Raw genomic sequence first — 19,104 nt, forward strand, 5'->3', positions numbered from 1 at the left:
AAGAAAGACATCCGCATGGACCTGAAACTCGAAGTCATCGTGCTGCCTGTCTCCGACGTCGACCGGGCCAGGAGTTTCTACGAGGCGGCGGGATTCCGGATGGACGCCGACCACGCCGCCCATGACGACTACCGGGTGGTGCAGTTCACGCCGCCCGGCTCCGAATGCGCCATCATCTTCGGCAAGGGGGTCACCTCCGCCGAGCCCGGTTCGGTCCGGGGCCTGTACCTCATCGTCCCGGACATCGAGAAGGCCCACGCGGAGCTCAGCGGCCGGGGCGTCGAGATGAGCGAGGTGTTCCACGACGCCGGAGGGATCTTCCAGCACGGCCACGGCGCCCAGGGGGTCACCTACCAGGGCGGGGAGGCGGAACGGGTGCCCGGCCCGCACCCCGACCGCGCCGACTACGGCTCCTACGCCACCTTCAGCGACCCGGACGGCAACGGCTGGGTGCTCCAGGAGGTGAGGAAGCGGGCCCCCGGCCGCTGACACCGCGCGCCCGCGACCGCAGAACCAGGCCGAATCCGGAGGCAGGGATGACAGACAGCAACCATGGCCACAGCCATGCCGTTCTCGACGACGGCCCCTCCTCATGACCGCCGCACCCGGCGTTCCCGGCACCCATCGCCGGTCCGACCTCGCCGACCGGACGGTCGTGGTCATCGGCGCCAGCGCGGGAATCGGACTCGAGGCCGCCCGCCAGGTACGTGCGGACGGCGGCCGGTTGGTCCTGGTCGGCCGCAACCCCGAACGGCTGCGGCAGGCCGCCCTGGAGCTGGAACCCGTCGGCACGGCCGCGTTCGACGCCACCGACACCGACCGCCTCCAGCGGTTCTTCCAGGATCTGGACGGACCGGTCGACCACGTACTGGTCACAGCGGGCGGCCCCTACTACATGCCGTTGGAGAGCATGGACCTCGCCGACGCCCGCCGTGCCTTCGACGAGCGCATCGCCCTGGCCCTCGGGGTCGCCCTCTACAGCCGTGACAAGATCCGCGCCGGTGGCACCCTGTTGTTCATCGGAGGCACCGGCGGCCGACGCCCCGGTGTCGGCATGGCCGTGGCGTCGGCCGCCACCGCGGCTCTGCCCGCCCTCGTCGCCAACCTGGCGCTCGAGATGGCGCCGGTCCGGGTGAATCTCATCGCCGCCGGATTCGTCGACACACCCCTGTCGGCCTCGCTGCTGGGGGATCGGCTCGACGCCCGGCGCGAGGAACTGCGGACCACGCTTCCCATCCGACGGGTGGTCGGCCCGGCCGACGTCGCCGCTCTCGCCGTACACATCATGTGCAACGGCGCGCTCACGGGCGGGACGTACGACATCGACGGCGGCCAGCAACTCCTCCCGCACTGAGAACCGCCCGGGGCCAGTCGCCGTTCGGGCACCACTGGTCGAGCGCCTCGGGCGTGGGCGACCTGGAGACCGGTCAGGGTGTCCCGCATCCGGATCGGCAGCATCTCCAAGGTGGCCCGGCATCCCTGGGTCCAGGGAACGTCGGTGGAGATCACCGTGAGCTGACCGCGGCGCCCCGTTTTCGCTGGTCGTGGCAGCGACGGCGCGGTGTGCGTCGGCAGGATGCGCTGCCTGTAACAGGGGTACCGTGAAATCGTGACCTACGGCGCAAATGCGAAAAAATCTGAAATGTGATGCCATGCCTCGCCGCCGCACCGATTCGTCCAGTGGGACCGCAGAGCTGCTGAACACGCTCGGTGATCTCACCGGCCGGATACTGGACCGGATCAAGGTCCAGCAGGCCCGCGTGGAACTCGCTGCCGCGCTGCAGCGCCAGGTCCTCGCCGCCGAGTTGCCGGTCCTGCCCTATCTGCACGTGGCGGGACGGTACGCACCTGCACGGGACGGGCTGGACATAGGAGGCGACTGGTACGACGGTTTCCTCATGCCGGACGGCTCGGTGGGATTCGTGATCGGAGACGTACAGGGCCACGATGTCGAGGCCGCGGCTCTCATGGGGCAGGTGCGTACCTGTCTGCGCGCCGTCGCCACCGCCACCACGGATCCGGCGGAGGTGCTCCGGCGCACCAACGACCTGCTCGTCGCCATGGACTACGGGCTGTTCGTGACCTGTTCGTTCCTGCGCTTCGACCCGGTCACGAGCGAGCTCGCCGACGCCCGCGCCGGGCACATCCCGGCCGTCTGGGCCATGGCGGACGGCCGCTGCGACATCGTCCTGAACGACGGCGGCCTGCCGCTGGGCATCCGGGCCGGCGAGAGCTACCCGTCGACCCGCCGACCGCTCACCGGCGTGGGCGCCTACGTGCTGCTCACCGACGGCGTGGTGGAAGGCCCCAGCTATCCGATCGAGGAAGGCCTCAAGCAGGTGGTCGGCCTGGTCAACGGCGCCTGTCGCACCGACCCCGATGAGCTGGCCGCGCAGGTGATCAAGGTGGCTGATCTCACCGGCCACAGCGACGACGCCGCGGTCCTCGTCCTTCGTTACGGAGGGCTCCGGGACGAGCGGTGTTCCGGAGGGTCCCAGGACAAGCGGCAGGGCGAAAGATGAGCGGCATGCGTGGCAGGTACGACCCCGGTGCGGCACGCTGCGCCCGGTGTGACCGCTGTGGTGGGCGAGGATGAGCGATGCGACGCGCGGTGAGGGGCTCCGGCGGTACACCGTCAAGGGCCTGCAGCTGGTTGCCGTCGCGGCCGCCTACTACGGCAGTGCCAAGATCGGGCTGGAGCAGCAGCTGGTACGAGGGCAGGTCACGCCGCTCTGGCCGCCCACCGGCGTCGCTGTCGTCGTCCTGCTGCTCTGGGGCCTTCGCATGTGGCCGGGAATCGCTCTCGGAGCGTTCCTGGTGAACGTGATGCTCGGGCCGTCGATCCTCCCCGTGCTCGCCATCGCGGTCGGCAACACGCTCGCCCCGGTCTGCGCCTACCTCCTCCTGCGGCGCGTGGGATTCCGTACCGCACTCGACCGGCTGCAGGACGCTCTGGCGCTGGTCTTCCTCGGGGCCCTGAGCGGAATGGTGATCAGCGCGACCGTCGGTACGGGAGTCCTGGTGGCCGCCGGCGCGCTGCCGGTCCATGATTTCTGGCCGACCTGGTCGGTGTGGTGGACGGGCGACGCGATGGGGGTCCTGGTCATCGCGCCGTTGCTGCTGGCCGCGCGCACCGCTCGATGGCCACGCGGCGCACCCGTCCTGCGCGGGGTCGAGGCGATCGCCCTGCTGGGCGGCACGGCCGCGGTCAGCGTGCTGGCCACGCACAGCACGATCACCCTTCTCTTTCTCGTCGTCCCCTTCCTGATCTGGGCCGCCTTCCGCTTCCAGCTGGTCGGCGCCGCGCCCTGTGCGCTGATCGCTTCCGTGATCGCGATCGACGCGGGTGCCGCCGGGGCGGGCCCGTTCGCCAGTCACGATCTCCTCGCCAAGATGGTCATCCTGCAGGCCTTCAACGGCACCGTGTCACTGACGGCCCTTCTGCTCTCGGCGGTCGTCACCGAGCAGAACCGCACCCTCCAGGAGATCGAAGAGGCCTGCGGGCGCCTGGCGGAGGCGCTGTCCCGACTCGCGCCGGACGAGACGCTCGACAAGTGGCCGCCTTCCCGCCCGGAGGGGCGGGATCAGCAGAAGTAGCACCGCCCTTGAAAGAGCTACGACGGTGGCATGCCCCGACGCGTCAGGTGCCTCTCGCCCGACGGGCCAGGAGTTTGCCCAGTTCCCACAGGAGCAGGAGCGCGAGGGCGGTCAGCAGCGCCCAGCCGAACTGCCGTGCGTTGATCTGCGTCGTCCCGAGGATGCGGCGGAAGCCGTCCAGCTGGGTCACCAGCACCGCGAGTGCGAACTGGGCCAGTGCCACCCAGTTCATCTGCTTGCTGTAGGTGGACGTCGTCAGCACCGAACCCGTCTCGCTGCGGCACTCGAACGCGGCCACGATCAGACAGAGGGCGAAGGCGGTGAACGCGATCGACCGACCGGTCTCGACGCTGTCGAAGTGGGCCTGACCGAGCTTGATCAGTCCGAGCAGCACGACGGTGATCGCCAGTCCGCCGATTCCGACCGTGACCAGTACGGGCCGGGTGAGCACCGACTCCCCCCGGGACGCGGCCTGCGTCGCATCAGCCCGGGGCTCTCCTGGTCGAAGCCGAGCGCGAAGCCGTAGGAGGCGTTGACCACGAAGTGGATCCACAGCACCTGCGGCGGGGTGAAGGGTTCACCGGCGGCGATGTTGAAGACGGTGGCGCCGAGAAAGGTCAGCACGAAGGTGACCAGCAGGAGCAGTACGAAGCGGATGTACTTGGTGAGGTTGTCGTAGATCCTCCTGCCCTGCTCCACGGCGTAGACGATGGTGGCGAACTTGTCGTCGGAGAGGATCATGCGTCCGGCGTTCTTCGCCACATCCGTGCCGCTGCCCATGGCGATACCGATGTCGGCGGCCTTGATGGCGGGCGCGCGCCGTGGCTTTCATCATCGACTGCAGGGCGTTCATCGCGCTCTCGGCCTTGCCCTCCTGACGCAGGCCCACGACCGCGTTCAGCAGGGTCAGGACGATCAGCAGGATCGCGGTGGTCCACTGCTGGATGAGCAGTGAGACGATCGCCGCGGCCACGAGGACGATCTGCAGGTAACTGCGGTACTGCCTGAGGAACCGGCGCCAGGCCGGAGTTCGCCTCTCCTCGGGCAGCGAGTTCGGGCCGTGCGCGCTCAGGAGCTGAGCGGCTCGTGCCGCGGAGAGACCGACCGCGGGATCGACGTCGAACGCCGCTACGACCTCCTCGGGAGCGTGCGTGCACCAGCTGTCCCCCGAGGCCCGCAGCTGTTCTCCCACGGAATCCGACCGCACCGTCATCGCTCTGCCTCCGATCCGTGGCCGCGCATGCGTCCGGGCCGGTCGTCCGCCGATCCGACAGGTCCCCTAGCCGTGCTGCTTCTTAGTCTTTGCCTTCGTCTTTGTCTTCTTCGTCTGCCGGTCGGTGGCTTGGGAGGCCGACGGATGCCGGGAGGTGTACGGATCGGCCGGGGCCCCCGCGGGGGCTTCCTGCTCCAACTCCCGTTTGGCGACGAGCAGCTCGTTCCGCGCCTCTTCCCCCACCTCGGGGTACTGAGGATCGATGTCCATCAGGGCATGCGCGAGGACCGCCGCCGCGCAGATCCGCGCGAACCACTTCCGGTCCGCCGGCACGACGTACCACGGTGCCCACTTCGTACTCGTGGCCGACAGCATCTCGGAGAACGCGTCCTGGTAGTCGTCCCAGCGGCGCCGCTCCCGGACGTCGGCCGCGGAGAACTTCCAGTTCCTCTCCGGCAGGTCGATCCGCTTCAGGAAGCGGGTGCGCTGCTCCTCCTTGGACAGGTTCAGGAAGATCTTCACCACCTTGAACCCGTTGTCCGTGAGGTAGCGCTCCCAGTGGTTGATCTCCCGGTAGCGCCGCTCCCATATGCCCGGCCCGAGTGTGTCGTCCGGCAGCTTCTGCCGGACCAGGTTCTCGGGGTGGACTCGCACGACGAGAACCTCCTCGTAGTGCGAGCGGTTGAAGATGGCGATCTCGCCCCGCGTGGGCAGCCGCTGGGCGTAACGCCACAGGTAGTCGTGGTCGAGTTCCTCGGCGGAGGGCACCTTGAAGCTGCTGACCCGTACGCCCTGGGGATTGACGCCGCTCATCACGTGGCGGATCGTTCCGTCCTTGCCTCCGGCGTCGAGTGCCTGGAGACAGAGCAGTACGCCGTACGTGTCCTGGGCGGCCAACCGCTCCTGGTACTCGGCCAGCATCGACACCCCGGTCCGCAGCAGCTCGATCCCGTCCCGCTTCTTCAGACCTGCCTTGTAGCGAGGATCGAAGTCCCGGTCCAGGCGCACCTTCGACCCCGGTTCCACCCGTAGTGGCCCGATGAAATCCGCGATGCGTTCGGCTCTCTCGTGCGACATCACCTATCAGTCCTCTTCCGGGACCGGCGTTCGACGGAGGGGCAGGTGGCCCTCAGCCGCGCGCCACCATGTTCCGGTTTCCCTCGCGGGCACCAAGTTCCGGACTCCCTCGCGCTCATTGTCTGCTCGCCCCGACAAGATCGCCCCCTGAGGCCGAGTGCACATCGTGCGCCCGATTCCGGTTTCACCCGCCGCGGGTGAGGCGACGGCCACGGCGGTGTCGAACGCTTGGCGTGGACAGCTGGCTGATGTGCGCCTGCCCGAGCTGCTTGCCGACGCACACCAGGTTGAGCCTGTAGGTCCTGCCCTCGCTCAGGCTCGGCGCGGTGTGGATGCCGTCGATCACGCGCTCCGAGCCGGCCTCGACCATCCTCCCGCTGTGAACGGCGCCCAGGGCCGCCGCCAACGAACCGCGCTGCAGCGCTGATTGCCGTGAGCGCGGTGAGCGCGGTGCACAGCCCATTCGGCGAAGTGCGCCCTTACTGCGGGATCGACAGCTCCGGCGCCAGAAGAACTCCAGCTCGGTGACGGGGCAGTCGCAGGTTTCCAGCACGCCTTCTCCCGAAGGCAATTGAGCCCCGACGCCACGCGGTGGTCGCGCCGTGGGCCACCAGAAGGTCGTCCTCAGGGATCTGTCCGCCGGCACCACCACTTCCGGCGGCGATCCGCCAACGGCACCCGGGGCCGCCTCCCGGCCGTCGCATGGTCGGATCGCGGCCCCGGCCTGATGCCCCTGGTCCGGTTGGCCGAGTGGTGCGGTTTGCCCGAGCCGGGCGGTACCGCGGGCGTCGGCGACCTTGCCCAGCCGCAGCCGCAGCCGCAGCCGCAGCGGCACCGGTCGGGCCGCGTCCTACCTGTCGTCTTCGTCCCGGACGTCCTCGAAGACGAAGAGCGGTTTGGCGCCATGCGCGGGTGCTTCGGCGAACGTGATGGCTTCAGTGAAGCGTTCGAGCGGGAACGGCTCGCCTTGGGGGATGCTCAGCACTTCATCGGCGACGAGACTGCGAACCTCGGACAGCGCGCGCAGCGCATCCGCAGGCGAGGCAGCGCCGAACCAGCGGTTCAGCCAGAAGCCACGGACCCCTTTGGTCTCGTAGATGACCGAGCGTGCCGACAGCGGGATCGTCAGCGCTGCCGGGTCGGTCTGCCGATGAGTGGAGAGCGCGCCGTAGACCACGACCTCTCCTCCCGGAGCCAATGCCTGGGACACCTGGGCACCCACATGGCCCGCGACACAGTCGATGGCCTTGCGCACGCCGGACGATCCAGCAACCTCGGCCACACGCGGCAACAGGTCCTCGTCCTCGGTGCAAATGACCTCGTCACCACCCAGCGCCTTGATCTCCTCGACGGCATCGCGCCGCCGCACGACGTTGATCGTGCGTACACCCAGATGCCTGGCCAGCTGAATGACGAGTCGGCCGACGGTGGAGCCCGCGGCCGTCTGCAACAACCATTCACCCGGCTGTACGTCGAGTTCGCGAGTCACCAGGAGCAGCGCGGTCAACGGGTTGACGGCGAGCTGACAGGCGCTGGAGTCGCTCAGATGATCGGGAACCGGCAGGAGCCTTCGTACATCGGCAACAAGGTATTCCTGCCAAGTGCCGGAGACATGCGGCCCGGGTACCGCCGGGACGGCAACGGCCACCACGCGCTCGCCGATCTTCAGTCCCTCGGTGTCCGGGCCCAGGGCCTCAATACGGCCCACGCATTCCATGTGACCCCCGACAGTGGGAAACTCGGGGGAGAAGCCGTAGCGGCCACGCAGCACGTGCAGATCACTGGCGTGAATCGGAGTCGCCTTCATGCGGATCAACGCCTGACCGGCTTCTGGCGTGGGAACAGGACGGGATTCCAACCGCAGGACATCGGCCGGCTCGCCAACCTTTGCGGCTACGAGGGCGCGCATGGATCGTGGCATGAGTGGCCTTCCGTCTCTCAGCGCCCGAAACTCGGCGAGCGTTCTGGACAGGAACAATGCCGAGGTCCGTGGTGAGGACCGTTCGCCGCGGCGCACTGATCCGGGGCCAGGGCGGAGGACCGGGCGCCCTGCCAAGTCCACCGCACGCACCGCACCCGAGAGCCCCTGGCCTCCCCGACATCACGCTAAGCGCCACGGACAGGCTCTGCAATCCAGCCTGTCCGTCTCCTGTTGACAGCCTCAGCCCCCACTCGGTTCGGAACGATCAGCCCGGTCGCCTTCCTTCTGGTGCGCGTGGCGTGTCGGCGGCTTTGCCCGCGTAGTCATCCGCAGAAGGTTCTGTTGATTGACCAGCGGGCCGGTGACAGCGGCTATCGGGTCCGAGGACGGTATCCACCGTGTGGGTTTGCCGGCGGCCGGTGAGCATCTGCCGGCCCACCAGAATTGCCAGGACGGCGAGCAGAGCGGATGAGGTGATCGTGGTTCCTACTCCGAGTCCGCCCTGCGCGACGGGCTTTTCCACCGCGTTCTCCGCCACCGCACCCAGCGGGCGGGTCAACACGTAGGCCGCCCAGAACAGCACCGTGCCCGAGATCGGGGTCAGACAGTGCGCGGCGAGGATCACGAGCATGGCCCCGCACAGCAACAGAGAGCTGTCGCGGAAGCCGAGACCCAGACCGCCGGAAAGGAAGTCACCGCTGGAGGTGCCCAGCGTGTTGGACACCAGCGTCGCGGTCCAGTACAAGACCTCGCCCTCCGTCGTGGCGATCCGCTCCACGTCCATGGTCTGTCCGGTCATCCGCCACCCGATCAGTACGATCGCCAGCAGGCTGGTCAGCAGAATCGAGCCGCCGGCGTAACCGAGCCCAGCGGTGCGGTTGATGTAGTCGGACATCGAGGTGCCCACGATGCTGGTGGTCAGAATGACCGACCAGAACACCATCGGGCGGAAGCGGTCGGCCTTGAGCTGCATCACCAGGGTGAGCGCGAAGGCCACCAGAAAGATGATCGCGCCGACGGCGTAGCCGAGATTCAATGGCGCCATCGTGACGAAGTTCGATGCCGACTCGCCCAGCGTTGTGGCCACGATCTTGGTCGCCCAGAACATTGCGCCGACCAGCGGCAACTTGCTCACGGCAACCTCGCGCGCTGACGCTTCCATGCTCGCCCCTCATCAGGCACCGGTCCGTCGACTCCCTTGTGGCGGACCGCAGACCTCGCCCGCGAGACCATAGGTCCCCACCGGGGGCGCTCGCTCCCGCTTGACTGCGCTGATCCACCCGAGAGAGCGATGGTCGAGGGGCCTGGACCGCCGGGTTCTCTTCGGCATGCCAGGGCTGGGGCTCAGCGCACCGGGAAACCGAAGGAGTAGCCCTGCTCCTTGAGTCGGGGGAGGATCCGGCGCAGGGCCTCGACGGTCTGGGCGCGATCGCCTCCCGCGTCGTGGAAGAGGAGTGTCGGTCCGCCCGGCAACTCCCGCTCGACGGTGGCGACGATGGCGTCCGTACCCGGCCGCTCGAAGTCCTTGCTGTCCACGTTCCAGCCCAGCGGGCGCATGCCACGGGAGGCGGCGAGCGTGCGGCTGTACGGGGTGAAGGCCCCGCCGGGCGCCCGGTAGTACATCGGCCGTACGCCCCCGGACGCCTCGGTGATCATGCGTTCGGCGTCGAGGATCTGCTGCGACTGGTAGGCCTCGGACTTCTTGTCCATGGTGGTGTCGTGCGACACCGAGTGGTCGCACAGCCGGTGCCCGGCGGCGACCACCTTCTTCACGAGGTCCGGGTGGGCCTGCGCCTGCGTCCCCACCATGCAGAACGTGGCCTTCACCCCGTACTCCCGCAGCACGTCGAGCACTTGAGGGGTCCACACGGGGTCGGGGCCGTCGTCGATGGTGATGTTGACGCCGCGCGCCCCCTTGTCCGAGGCATGCGCGATGGTCACCGCGACCGCCTTGACGCCACTGCCCGGCGCGGCCGACGCGGTCGCCTTCGGCGACGAACCGCTCACGGCCTCGGCCTGCGCGGCCCACATCGAGGCACCGGCGGCGAGCAACGCCACCCCGATCGCCGCGCCGAGCACCTTGCCGTACCAGCCCTGCCCGCCGCTGTGCCGCGCCATGTCCGCCCCGCTTTCCCGCAGTTCCCCGCCGATTCCTTGGTCACTTCGCGACCATCTGACAGGACGAGGAACGGCGGCCACGGGATGCGTCGGTTACCGATCAAGGACAATCCCGGGGTGGTTCCCGGACAACCGAGCGAGCAGCGGGCGAAACCGAACCGCCCGGCCGCGGCCAACCGCAGCAAGGCGACCGGCAAGGTCGTCGACACCCGGGACGGCGATGCCGCAGGCGGTGAGCTGAACGTCGAGTGGTCCGGCGTCGACTCCAAAATCCCCGAAGGCGTTTTCCTGCCGAACGGCTACTACGACTGGACGCTGTCCGTCGCACCCGCGGACGGCGTGGGACAGCCGCTGGAGGTACGCGGCTCCGTCCGGCTGGCACACGGCAGCCCCGCGCGCCACGACCACGTGGGCCCCGGCGGTCTTCCGGACGGGACCGGGGACCTGCTCACACTGAGCTCCTCGGGGGCGTTCGCCTTTCAGCAGGGCACATGGGGCACGGCGGAGGCTACTTGTGCTTCCCGCTGCCCTTCCCGTTGCTCTTCTCGCCGCTTCCCTGGGCGTTTCCGGCCGCGTTGCCCGTGCCGCCGGAGTTGCCGGAGGCGCCGGCGCTCCCCGCCCTGCCGTTGTCGGCGGTCCTGCTCGGCGTGGCTGTCGCCCGCGCCAGCTGCTCGGAGCAGTACGCGGCGACCTTGTCCTTCCCGCCGGCGGCGGTGACGAGTCGCTGCCAGGCCCGCGCGTCGAGCGCCTTGCCGCGATCCTTGACCTGCTCGTAGGCGCGGCAGTGGGCTTCGGTGTCCTGGGCGGTGGCCGGGCCGTCCGTCGGTCCGGGGACGCCGGAGGGCGCCGACGAGGCCTCACCGCCCGGCTGGTCCGGGGCGACCGCCGACGGATGCGCCGTCCCCCGCCCGGCACCGTCACCGTCCTTGGACGAGCCGACGGAACCGATGGCAGCGACCGCGACTCCACTCAGCGTGAGGCCGGCGAACACCATGCCGAGCGTCATCTTCACAGGACGCCTGGCACGCCGCTCCGCAGGCAGCCGCCAGTCGTCCCGGCGCCGGGTACGCGCCCGGTGCGCGCCCGCGTCATGGGCGGTCCGGAAGGCGATCAGGGCCCGCTGCTCGGCCTCGGGGTCGAGATGACCTTCGAGCAGGACGGCGCCCAGCTCCGTTTCCAGCGTGGCGGCGTCACGCACCTCCCACGGGTCGGACGCGGCGCCGCCAGGGTGCACACGCCGACGGCCCAGAACTCCGTCGCCGCCCTGCCGTTCACCCATGTCCGCTTCCGTTCCTGTTCGACCGGTTCGATACGTTCGGCGTTCCGGTCCTGATGCCTGTCAGTCGGTCACTGTTGCCGGCGTCGTTCATTTCGACTTCCCCAGCGTTGGGGAAGCCTCATTCGTCACACCCTTGTCCGATTCACCGGCGACGCCCAGCTGGCGGGCGAGGCGTTTCAGGCCGCGGTGGGCGGCAGTGCGCACCGCTCCCGGGCGCTTGCCGAGGACGCGTGCGGCGGCGGGAGCGTCCAGGCCGACGACGACCCGCAGGAGTACGGCCTCTGCCTGGTCCCGCGGCAGCCCGCGGACCAGTTCCAGCGCCCGCTGGGTGGACAGGGACTCCAGGGCCTCTTCATGGGTGCTGTGCCGGCTGGGCAGGTCCAGTACGTCCTGTTCGGTCCCTCCTGCCCGGGGCCGTACGCGCTGGCGGCGCAGATGGTCCAGCGCCCGGTGCCGGGCGATGGTCGAGGTCCAGCCGCGGAACCCGGCCCCGTCCCCCTTGAAACGGCCGAGGTCACGGGCGATCTCCAGCCAGGCGTCGGACGCCACGTCCTCCGCGTCGTCGCCGACCAGGCCGCGCAGATAGCCGAGCAGGCCCGGCTGCACCATCCGGTACGCGAATGCGAAGGCCGTCTCGTCGCCGTCCTGGGCCCGCGCGACCGCCGCGCCCAATTCCCCGTCGTACGCCTGTACACGCCGGGGTTGCCGTACCTGGCCCAAGACTGTCCTCGTTCGTACCGGGTTCATGGCGAGTGCATGCCGTCCGCCGTGCTCCGGTCGCATCGACGGCCCCATGGTGACCAGCGTCTGTCCTCACAGAAATGTCACAACGCCTGGGCGCCCCTTCACGTCGTCGCCGGCGCCGCACTCCCCGACGGACCTTGCCGCGGTTGCCGATCCCGGGGTTCGGGTGCGCCCGCCGTCACGTCGCGGCACAGCAGCCGCAGTGAGCCGTCCCCGGCGAAGCAGCGGCGGGCCTCGTCGAGGGGATCCCACAGCCGTCCCTCGGCCGTGCGGATCCAGTGGTGGCCGTCCGCCTCCCACCACTCGGCGTCCGTTTGGCGGACGATCACCTCACCCGCATACGCCCCGAAGCCGCGCAGCACGCTCTCCACGGCGGCGTAGGGCGTGTCCTCCTGCCGCAGGTCGTCGATCATCCGGTCGACGGGCCACAGGCTCGATGCCGAGTAGTCGAGGCGCAGCCGTGCCCCCTCCCGCATCGTCGCCACCGTGTCCGCCGCCCACCGCACGGGCCTGGCCGCCGCAGGGGGTCTCGTCTCCTGATCTGTCGTCACATACGAAGAGAGCGAGGTGGGCGGTCGATCCGTTACGCGGCCGCGGGGGATTCCCGGCAGCCGGCGCGGGCGGCGTAATGCTTCGGCGTCCCCGTGCGCTCCCTCTGGCATGAGTACGTACCTCCGTCTGCGAGCGGTGCCGCCTCCCGCACTGCGCAACAGTACGACCTGGCTCGAACGACTCTTCGAGGACGACTCGGAGGCCGTCCGACGTCGGGTCGGCCGGCACCGTGAAGAGGAGCTGGACAACCGTTATCTGGACCAGGAACGCATCTACGCCGGCGCTCCCGCGCATCGTGCCGCAGACCGGCCCCAGACCGCCGAAGACCGGCCTCAGACCCAGGTGGTGCTCGGTGGTCGGCCGGTGTTCCGCGCCGACCGGCACAAGTCGCCGTTCCTGGTGCTGACGGCGGCCCAGGCCCGCCGGGTGGCCAGGTTCCTGGCCATGGCCGACTTCGACGTGCTGTGGGATTTCGCCCGCGCCGAACTGCTGCCGCGCTACGGCGGCGCGACCGCGGAGCCCGAGACGTGGTACGCGTTCGCGGTGGCGCACCAGGAATTGAGAGCGTTCTACGCACGGACGGCCGAGTGCGGGGACGCGGTGGTGAAATGGCTGCCGACCTGAGGCGCGTGTAGGGGCGCGGGTCAGGAATCCTCGGCCGACAGAGGCGCCGCGTGTCCGCCTCGCCGAGGGCGAACAGCACGCTTGCTCCCCGTCGGCCGTTCTCCCGCAGGCGGGCCCCAGGCAAGCCGTCGTCATGATTGCTCACCTCTCGTCCGGCTCGTTCCCCGCGGTCGAGCAGGTACGGACGGCGAGGCCGAGGTGTAACACTTCCGGCCGAGTGCGCTCTTTCCATGCGGACGACCGTGTCGGTCGGCCGGGACAGGGGGCACGACTCGTGCGGCGGATGGACGAAAGCGGCGGGGCGTACGGCGAGGATCCGTACGGCGATGCCGGGCACGCGTATGCCTACGGCCACGAGTACGGCGCCGGCGTCGGCACGGGTCACGATGTCCTGGAACTCGGTGGAACTCGCGCAGGGGACACACTCGGAGTACAGCACCCATGCGACGGGGACGCTGGTGATCCCCGCCGACGGCTACGTCGCCCTGCTGCTCAGCACGATGCCGGGCGGACCCGGCAGCAGTTCTCCGTTCGTCCCGCAGTCGGACTCCACGCACCCGACCACGCCCCGGGCGACCGCGCCCGACGCCTCGCCCGGCACGGGCCACTCCGCAGGGACCGCGAGTCCCACCGCAGGGCAGCGGAACTCCGGCCCCGCGGTGCAGAAGACCCCCGGTCCCACCGACCGGTCGGCCGTCTCCACCGCGCCTGCGGCCACGTCCCGGCCCACCGCAGCGCCCACCAGGATCACGTCCCGGGCCTCGACCGCCGCTCCGCCCCCATCTCCACCCGCAAGGGTCGTGCGGGCGGCCTTCCACAGCCCTCACCCCACCCCGGTCTCCGGCAGCCCGGACCGTCCAAGACACCGCAGTCGTACTGAGAGGACAGTGATCAGAGCCCATGAGCGGACACAGGCGCCGACCGCCGCAGCGCTCCGTCGGCGGCACGCGTGCCGGAGGTGACCGCGCCACGGGCCACCGGGCCGCACATCGTGACCAGGCCCCCCGACAGGACATGCCACGCCGTGCCCGCAGCAGGGCGCCACAGAAGAAACGCCGGATCGACTACCCGCGCCGAGGCACGACGGGCCCGCGCCGCTGGCTGCCGTCGGTGCGCCAACTGCTCTCGCTCTTCCTGCTCTTCTTCGGCGCCACGGCAGCGGCCGTCGGCTATGCCTACGCCACGGTCACCATCCCCGACCCCAATCCCACGACACTGCTGCAGAACAACGTCTACTACTGGTCGGACGGCACGGTCCTGGCGACCGACGGCAGCGTCAACCGGCAGAACGTGTCGCTCTCACAGGTACCCGCCGACGTGCGGTGGGACTTCATCGCCGCGGAGAACGCCTCCTTCTACACCGACCCGGGCATCGACCCGCGGGGAATCCTCCGCGCCGTCGTCCACATGGCCGCCGGCGGCTCCGTCCAGTCCGGCTCGACGATCACCCAGCAGTTCGTCAAGAACACCTACCTGGACCAGTCGCAGACGGTCTCACGCAAGTTCAAGGAACTGCTGATCTCCACCAAGATCGGTGCCGGGATGACCAAGGAGCGGATCCTCCAGGGGTATCTGAACACCTGCTTCTTCGGTCGTCAGGCCAACGGCATCCAGGCCGCGGCGCGCATGTACTACGGCCTCCCGGTGGAGAGGCTCGACGCGAGCCAGGGAGCCTTCCTCGCCGCGGCGGTCAACGAGCCGAGTCTCTTCCAGTACGCGGATTCCGATCCCGCGGCCAGGGCAAAGGCGGAAGCACGCTGGTCCTGGGTGCTCGACCGGATGGTGAAGACCGGCAGGCTGACACCCGGCCGGCGGGCACGGTACGCGGCCGCCGGTTTCCCCACCCCCAGGAAGTGGACCCGCGGTTCAGGGCTCACGGGCGAGACCGGCTACCTGGTCCAACTCGCCAGGTCCTATGCCGAGACACACGACCCGACCATCACCGACAGCGGCCTGAGCAGGGGCGGCTACCAGATCCACACCACCTTCGACAGGAAGAGGACGGCGGAACTGACGAGGGCTGTCGCCGCGGTGCGGGGGCAACGCCTCGACCCCGCCCACCGGCCGGTCGACCGGGACGTCCAGGTCGGAGCCGCCTCGGTGGAACCCACGACCGGCAGGATCCTCGCCGTCTACGGCGGACCCGGCTTCGACCACGCCCACTACTCGGACAACGCCGACACCTCCGGCGTCCCGGTGGGATCGACCTTCAAGCCCATCGTCCTCGCCGCCGCACTCCAGCACGGAGCGGTACTGCGACCCGGCACGTCACCCGAGCCGATCACCCCGGCCGGCAAGTTCAACGGTGACGACGGCATCAAGATCAAGGACCAGCAGGGCAACGACGTCGTCGATCCCAAGGACCCCACCGGGCTCCTCCACCAGCACAACGACACCCCCCAGCGCTGGGGCTACATCTCTCTGCGCAAGGCCATGGAGCAGTCGGTCAACACGCCGTACGTGCAACTGGGAGAGGACGTCGGCTACGGGAACGTGGCGAGGACGGCACAGTCCCTCGGCCTGCGCCCGAGCAGCCTCGCCGCCCCCAGCGCCGGCTTCTACATCGGCACCTCCACACCGAGCGCCATTCGCATGGCAGGCGTGTACGCGACTTTTGCCGCCGACGGGATGCAGGCCACCCCGTACTCGGTCACGAAGGTCACCCACAACGGCTCGGTACTGGCCGGCTTCTCCGCCCCGGCCCCCGTGCGGGCCCTGCCGGCGGCGGTCGCCGGGAACGTGACCGACGTGCTCAGGGGCGTCATCGCCCGGGGCACCGGCAGCAAGGCCCAGGCTCTCGGCAGGACCGCGGCGGGCAAGACCGGAACCACCGACGACTACCGTTCCGCCTGGTTCATCGGCTACACCCCGCAACTCGCCACCTCTGTCGTCCTCTTCAGAGAGGACTCGAACCACCCGCAGCTGCAGTCCCTGGTTGGCGTCGGTGGCCTCCAGAAGGTGTTCGGCGGCGACATCCCCACCGAGATCTGGATCCAGTACATGCGCGACGCCCTCGCCGGCCTGCCCGACGCACCCTTCCCCGCGCCCGCACCCCTCGGCCGCGGCGCCGACGAGCCCGGTGCTCCCACGCCCTCCCCGTCCGCGGCCCCCGCCAAGCGGGGCGGCAAGAGCGGCAAGAAGACCACCGCCACTGCCGCCCCCACACCGGGCGCTCCGACAGCACCCCCCAAGTGCCGCCATCACAAGTGCCGTTGACCGCGCCGGCGTCGGCCACGGCGGGAGGCATCAGCCGATCACCCGCCTCACTCGGACGGACCTCGACGGCCCGCACCACCCGTGGCACGCATGACACATCGCCATCGGAGTGATCTGCGTCACTGACGCCCCTCGCCCCGTGATGTTCGTCGGACGCGATGCGCTGTAGAGGGCGGCCACCTGTGTGCCAGGTGTGCCTCATGTGACCTTTTTCTGTGGCCTTTCCGGGCCTTCTAGGGGTGGATACGTGGTGGGTCGTCGTACGTCGCATGTGTACAGATCGCTGAGCATGAAACGACGGGCGTGGCTGACGCTCGGTGCGGTGGTCCTCGGAGGCGGGGGCGTGGTGACCTACGCCGTCGCCAGCCCGTCCTCGGATCCCGGCGCGGCCGGCCGGGCCAAGCGGCCGGCGAAGGTGTACGACCTCGCACTGAAAGGCGGCACAGGCGACAAGCGGGAGCTGCCGCGCACGGACACCCAGCCGTTCTCGATGCTCGGCGTCTCCTGGACGGGGGCGGCCAAGCGGCTCGACGGCGCGGCACAGGTACGCACCCGCAGCCTCAAGACCGGCCAGTGGAGCGCCTGGCAGGACCTCGAACTGAACGCCGACCCGCTGGAGAACCCCGGCGTCGGGGTGCGCGGAGCATCCGAGCCGTTGTGGGTCGGCCCGTCCGACGGCATGCAGGTGCAGGTCATCCGCAAGAACGGCAGCAGCAGCTCCGCTCTGCCCAAGGACCTCGAGGTCAACCTGGTCGACCCGGGGGTGCTGACCGACGCCGAGACCAAGACCGGCGGTAGCGCGGCCGAGCCTGCCGCGTTCGTCGCGGATGAGACTCCCGGCGCCACGGCATCCGCGCCCACCGACTCCGCCACGCCCAGCGACGGCACCACCGCCGCGCCGACGGACGGCCAGACCGCCACATCCCCGGCCGCGACGGACACCACGCCGGCGGCCACCGACTCCGTCCCGCCCTCCGCGTCGGCGTCCCCCACGGACTCCGCCTCGCCCTCCGACTCGGCGTCCCCCACGGACTCCGTGTCGCCGTCGCCGAGCACGTCCTCCAGCGCGCCGCCCTCGGCACCGCCGTCCACCGTGCCCGAACCGCCGATCGTCTCGCGCGCCGACTGGGGTGCCGACGAGTCGATCAGCCCCGAGGCGCCGGAGTACAACGCGGACGTGAAGGCGGTCTTCGTCCACCACACCGACGGGGCCAACGACTACACCTGCGCCGACTCGCCGTCGATCATCCGGAGCATCTACGCCTACCACGTCCAGGTCAGCGGCTGGAAGGACATCGGCTACAACTTCCTCGTCGACAAATGCGGCACCATCTTCGAGGGCCGCAAGGGCGGCGTGGACCTTCCGGTGTTCGGCGCACACACCTACGGCTGGAACCGGGAGTCCGCGGGCGTCGCGGTGCTCGGTGACTACACCACCACCAGCGCCACCAACGCCACGCTGGCGTCAGTCGCCCGCCTGGCGGCCTGGAAGCTCGGCCAGTACGGCGCCGATCCCGCCGGAACCACCCAGCTGACCGCGGGCGCGGACCAGCACAACTACTTCAACACCAACTTCACCGCGGGCAGCAAGTACACCTTCCAGCGGATCTCCGGCCACCGGGACGGCTACAACACACAGTGCCCCGGCGGCCTGCTCTACGACCAACTGCCGACCATCCGCACCTGGGCATCCGGCCCGGTGCAGGGCCTGAAGGTCGGCTCGGTCGACGGCGCGGCCCTTTCGGGCTCGACGTACTACACCAAGGGCGGCATCACCGTCCGCTGGACGGCCACCACCCCGGCGTCGTTGATCTCCAAGTTCGAGCTGCTGGTCGACGGCAAGAGCGTCGCCACCACCTCCGGCACCGCCACGTCCGCCGGCGTCACCCTGGCCCTGGGCAGCCACACTGTCGCCGTGCGGGCCGTGCACCAGTCCGGCAGGACCGCGACCAGTGCCGCGCTGACCGTCGTCGCGGAGACGACCGCACCGACCTTCACCACCAACCCGAATCTTTCCCTGCGCTCCGGCACCGTCAGCACCAGCGCCATCCCGGTCACTCTCGGCTGGAAGGCCACCGACGACAAGGCCCTGCGCTACGTGAAGCTGCTGTCCCCCACCACCGCCACCTTCGGCCCGACCACCACCACCTCCAACAGCACCGCCAAGTCCGGTGCCGCCACCATCTGGTCGATGCGGGCCTACGACTACGCCGGTAACTACCGCACGTCCTCGCCCTCGTACACCCCGGTGATACTGCAGGAGACCGCCGCCACGAAGTCCGGCAGCTGGACCACCCGCTCCTCCACCAGCTACCTCGGCGGCCAGTCCTACTCCAGCGGTTCCAAGGGCGCCAGCCTCACCTGGACCTTCACCGGCCGTTCCGCCGCCTGGGTCGTCTCCCGCGCCGCCAGCTCCGGCCAGGCGTACGTCTATGTCGACGGCACCAAGATCTCCACCGTCGACCTGAAGTCCTCCACCACCCTGTACCGGCAGGCGATCTGGACCAAGACCTGGTCCAGCAGCGCCAAGCACACCATCAAGATCGTCGTGGTCGGCACCAGCGGCCGTCCCACCGTCACCACCGACAGCCTCGTCTACATCAAGTAGCCCAAGCCCGCGAAGGCGCAGCGCGCCACGCCGACCGGCGCATGCGGTCCCCCAGCACGAAATCGGCCTTCACGATCCGGCGTACGCGGTCGTGAAGGCCGACTTCACGGTGAGGACCGAACGACGGACGCGACCTGTCGCGGCCGGTCAGTACA

17 protein-coding genes and 2 pseudogenes are annotated in these 19,104 nt (G+C 69.7%); 8 read left to right on the forward strand and 11 right to left on the reverse strand.

From position 1 onward, the window contains the following. The first annotated feature begins 15 nt into the window (after positions 1-15). The 4 genes from AAFF41_RS25805 to AAFF41_RS25820 all read left to right on the forward strand — a co-directional run bounded on the left by AAFF41_RS25805 (position 16) and on the right by AAFF41_RS25820 (position 3,597). Positions 16-489, forward strand: a complete 474-nt coding sequence (locus AAFF41_RS25805) for a VOC family protein (protein ID WP_319750186.1) — start codon at positions 16-18, stop codon at positions 487-489. A 103-nt stretch (positions 490-592) separates the two neighbouring features. After that, a complete protein-coding gene (locus AAFF41_RS25810) occupies positions 593-1,354 on the forward strand; it encodes an SDR family oxidoreductase (protein WP_319750187.1) in 762 nt (253 codons plus the stop codon). A gap of 298 nt (positions 1,355-1,652) precedes the next feature. Next, entirely contained in the window at positions 1,653-2,522 is an 870-nt protein-coding gene (locus AAFF41_RS25815) for a PP2C family protein-serine/threonine phosphatase (RefSeq protein WP_319750188.1), read from the forward strand. Positions 2,523-2,592: 70 nt separating this feature from the next. Further along, a complete protein-coding gene (locus tag AAFF41_RS25820; RefSeq protein ID WP_319750189.1) occupies positions 2,593-3,597 on the forward strand; it encodes an MASE1 domain-containing protein in 1,005 nt (334 codons plus the stop codon). A 43-nt stretch (positions 3,598-3,640) separates the two neighbouring features. Here the strand turns inward: AAFF41_RS25820 and AAFF41_RS51660 are convergent. After that, positions 3,641-4,413: pseudogene (locus AAFF41_RS51660) on the reverse strand (cation transporting ATPase C-terminal domain-containing protein); the annotation flags it as partial. On the opposite strand from AAFF41_RS51660, the gene AAFF41_RS25835 reads away from it, so the two are divergent. Further along, a complete protein-coding gene (locus AAFF41_RS25835; RefSeq protein ID WP_343324692.1) occupies positions 4,337-4,552 on the forward strand; it encodes a hypothetical protein in 216 nt (71 codons plus the stop codon). The pseudogene AAFF41_RS51660 and the gene AAFF41_RS25835 sit on opposite strands and share 77 nt — an antisense overlap. 9 nt (positions 4,553-4,561) lie before the next feature. On the opposite strand, the pseudogene AAFF41_RS51665 reads toward AAFF41_RS25835, so the two are convergent. From AAFF41_RS51665 to AAFF41_RS25875, 9 genes and pseudogenes are all read right to left on the reverse strand, one after another. Further along, a pseudogene (locus AAFF41_RS51665) lies at positions 4,562-4,810 on the reverse strand (cation-transporting P-type ATPase); the annotation flags it as partial. A gap of 66 nt (positions 4,811-4,876) precedes the next feature. Then, positions 4,877-5,887 (reverse strand): polyphosphate kinase 2 family protein, encoded by a 1,011-nt coding sequence (locus AAFF41_RS25840; protein ID WP_343324693.1) that lies wholly within the window; start codon positions 5,885-5,887, stop codon positions 4,877-4,879. A gap of 184 nt (positions 5,888-6,071) precedes the next feature. Further along, positions 6,072-6,257, reverse strand: a complete 186-nt coding sequence (locus AAFF41_RS25845) for a hypothetical protein (RefSeq protein ID WP_319750195.1) — start codon at positions 6,255-6,257, stop codon at positions 6,072-6,074. Between the two features lie 480 nt (positions 6,258-6,737). Then, the gene (locus AAFF41_RS25850; RefSeq protein WP_343324694.1) at positions 6,738-7,796 is read right to left on the reverse strand and encodes a zinc-dependent alcohol dehydrogenase family protein; all 1,059 of its coding nucleotides are present in this window, start codon (positions 7,794-7,796) and stop codon (positions 6,738-6,740) included. 277 nt (positions 7,797-8,073) lie between these two features. Next, positions 8,074-8,970, reverse strand: a complete 897-nt coding sequence (locus AAFF41_RS25855) for a COG4705 family protein (protein ID WP_319750197.1) — start codon at positions 8,968-8,970, stop codon at positions 8,074-8,076. 182 nt (positions 8,971-9,152) lie between these two features. After that, positions 9,153-9,926 (reverse strand): polysaccharide deacetylase family protein, encoded by a 774-nt coding sequence (locus AAFF41_RS25860; protein WP_319750199.1) that lies wholly within the window; start codon positions 9,924-9,926, stop codon positions 9,153-9,155. 508 nt (positions 9,927-10,434) lie between these two features. Then, the gene (locus AAFF41_RS25865) at positions 10,435-11,205 is read right to left on the reverse strand and encodes a hypothetical protein (RefSeq protein ID WP_319750200.1); all 771 of its coding nucleotides are present in this window, start codon (positions 11,203-11,205) and stop codon (positions 10,435-10,437) included. Between the two features lie 87 nt (positions 11,206-11,292). After that, positions 11,293-11,925 carry an RNA polymerase sigma factor gene (locus AAFF41_RS25870; protein WP_319750201.1) on the reverse strand — a complete coding sequence of 211 codons (633 nt, stop codon included), beginning with the start codon at positions 11,923-11,925 and terminating at the stop codon, positions 11,293-11,295. A 125-nt stretch (positions 11,926-12,050) separates the two neighbouring features. Beyond that, complete coding sequence (locus AAFF41_RS25875; RefSeq protein ID WP_319750202.1) at positions 12,051-12,500, reverse strand: hypothetical protein; 450 nt, start codon at positions 12,498-12,500, stop codon at positions 12,051-12,053. A 109-nt stretch (positions 12,501-12,609) separates the two neighbouring features. Here AAFF41_RS25875 and AAFF41_RS25880 point away from each other — a divergent pair, with 109 nt between their 5' ends. Then, positions 12,610-13,125 (forward strand): DUF1877 family protein, encoded by a 516-nt coding sequence (locus AAFF41_RS25880; protein WP_319750203.1) that lies wholly within the window; start codon positions 12,610-12,612, stop codon positions 13,123-13,125. 475 nt (positions 13,126-13,600) lie between these two features. Here the strand turns inward: AAFF41_RS25880 and AAFF41_RS25885 are convergent, their stop codons facing one another. Beyond that, on the reverse strand, positions 13,601-13,876 hold the full coding sequence (locus AAFF41_RS25885) for a hypothetical protein (protein WP_319750204.1): 276 nt from the start codon (positions 13,874-13,876) through the stop codon (positions 13,601-13,603). A 263-nt stretch (positions 13,877-14,139) separates the two neighbouring features. Between AAFF41_RS25885 and AAFF41_RS25890 the strand changes: the two genes are divergently transcribed. Together AAFF41_RS25890 and AAFF41_RS25895 are read left to right on the forward strand one after the other, a co-directional pair. Continuing rightward, on the forward strand, positions 14,140-16,341 hold the full coding sequence (locus AAFF41_RS25890; RefSeq protein WP_319750205.1) for a transglycosylase domain-containing protein: 2,202 nt from the start codon (positions 14,140-14,142) through the stop codon (positions 16,339-16,341). Between the two features lie 289 nt (positions 16,342-16,630). Then, on the forward strand, positions 16,631-18,949 hold the full coding sequence (locus AAFF41_RS25895; RefSeq protein ID WP_343324695.1) for a peptidoglycan recognition protein family protein: 2,319 nt from the start codon (positions 16,631-16,633) through the stop codon (positions 18,947-18,949). Positions 18,950-19,104: the final 155 nt, after the last annotated feature.

Origin of the sequence: Streptomyces mirabilis (genome assembly GCF_039503195.1) — a bacterium.
In the GTDB taxonomy this organism is placed as follows: domain Bacteria; phylum Actinomycetota; class Actinomycetes; order Streptomycetales; family Streptomycetaceae; genus Streptomyces; species Streptomyces mirabilis_D.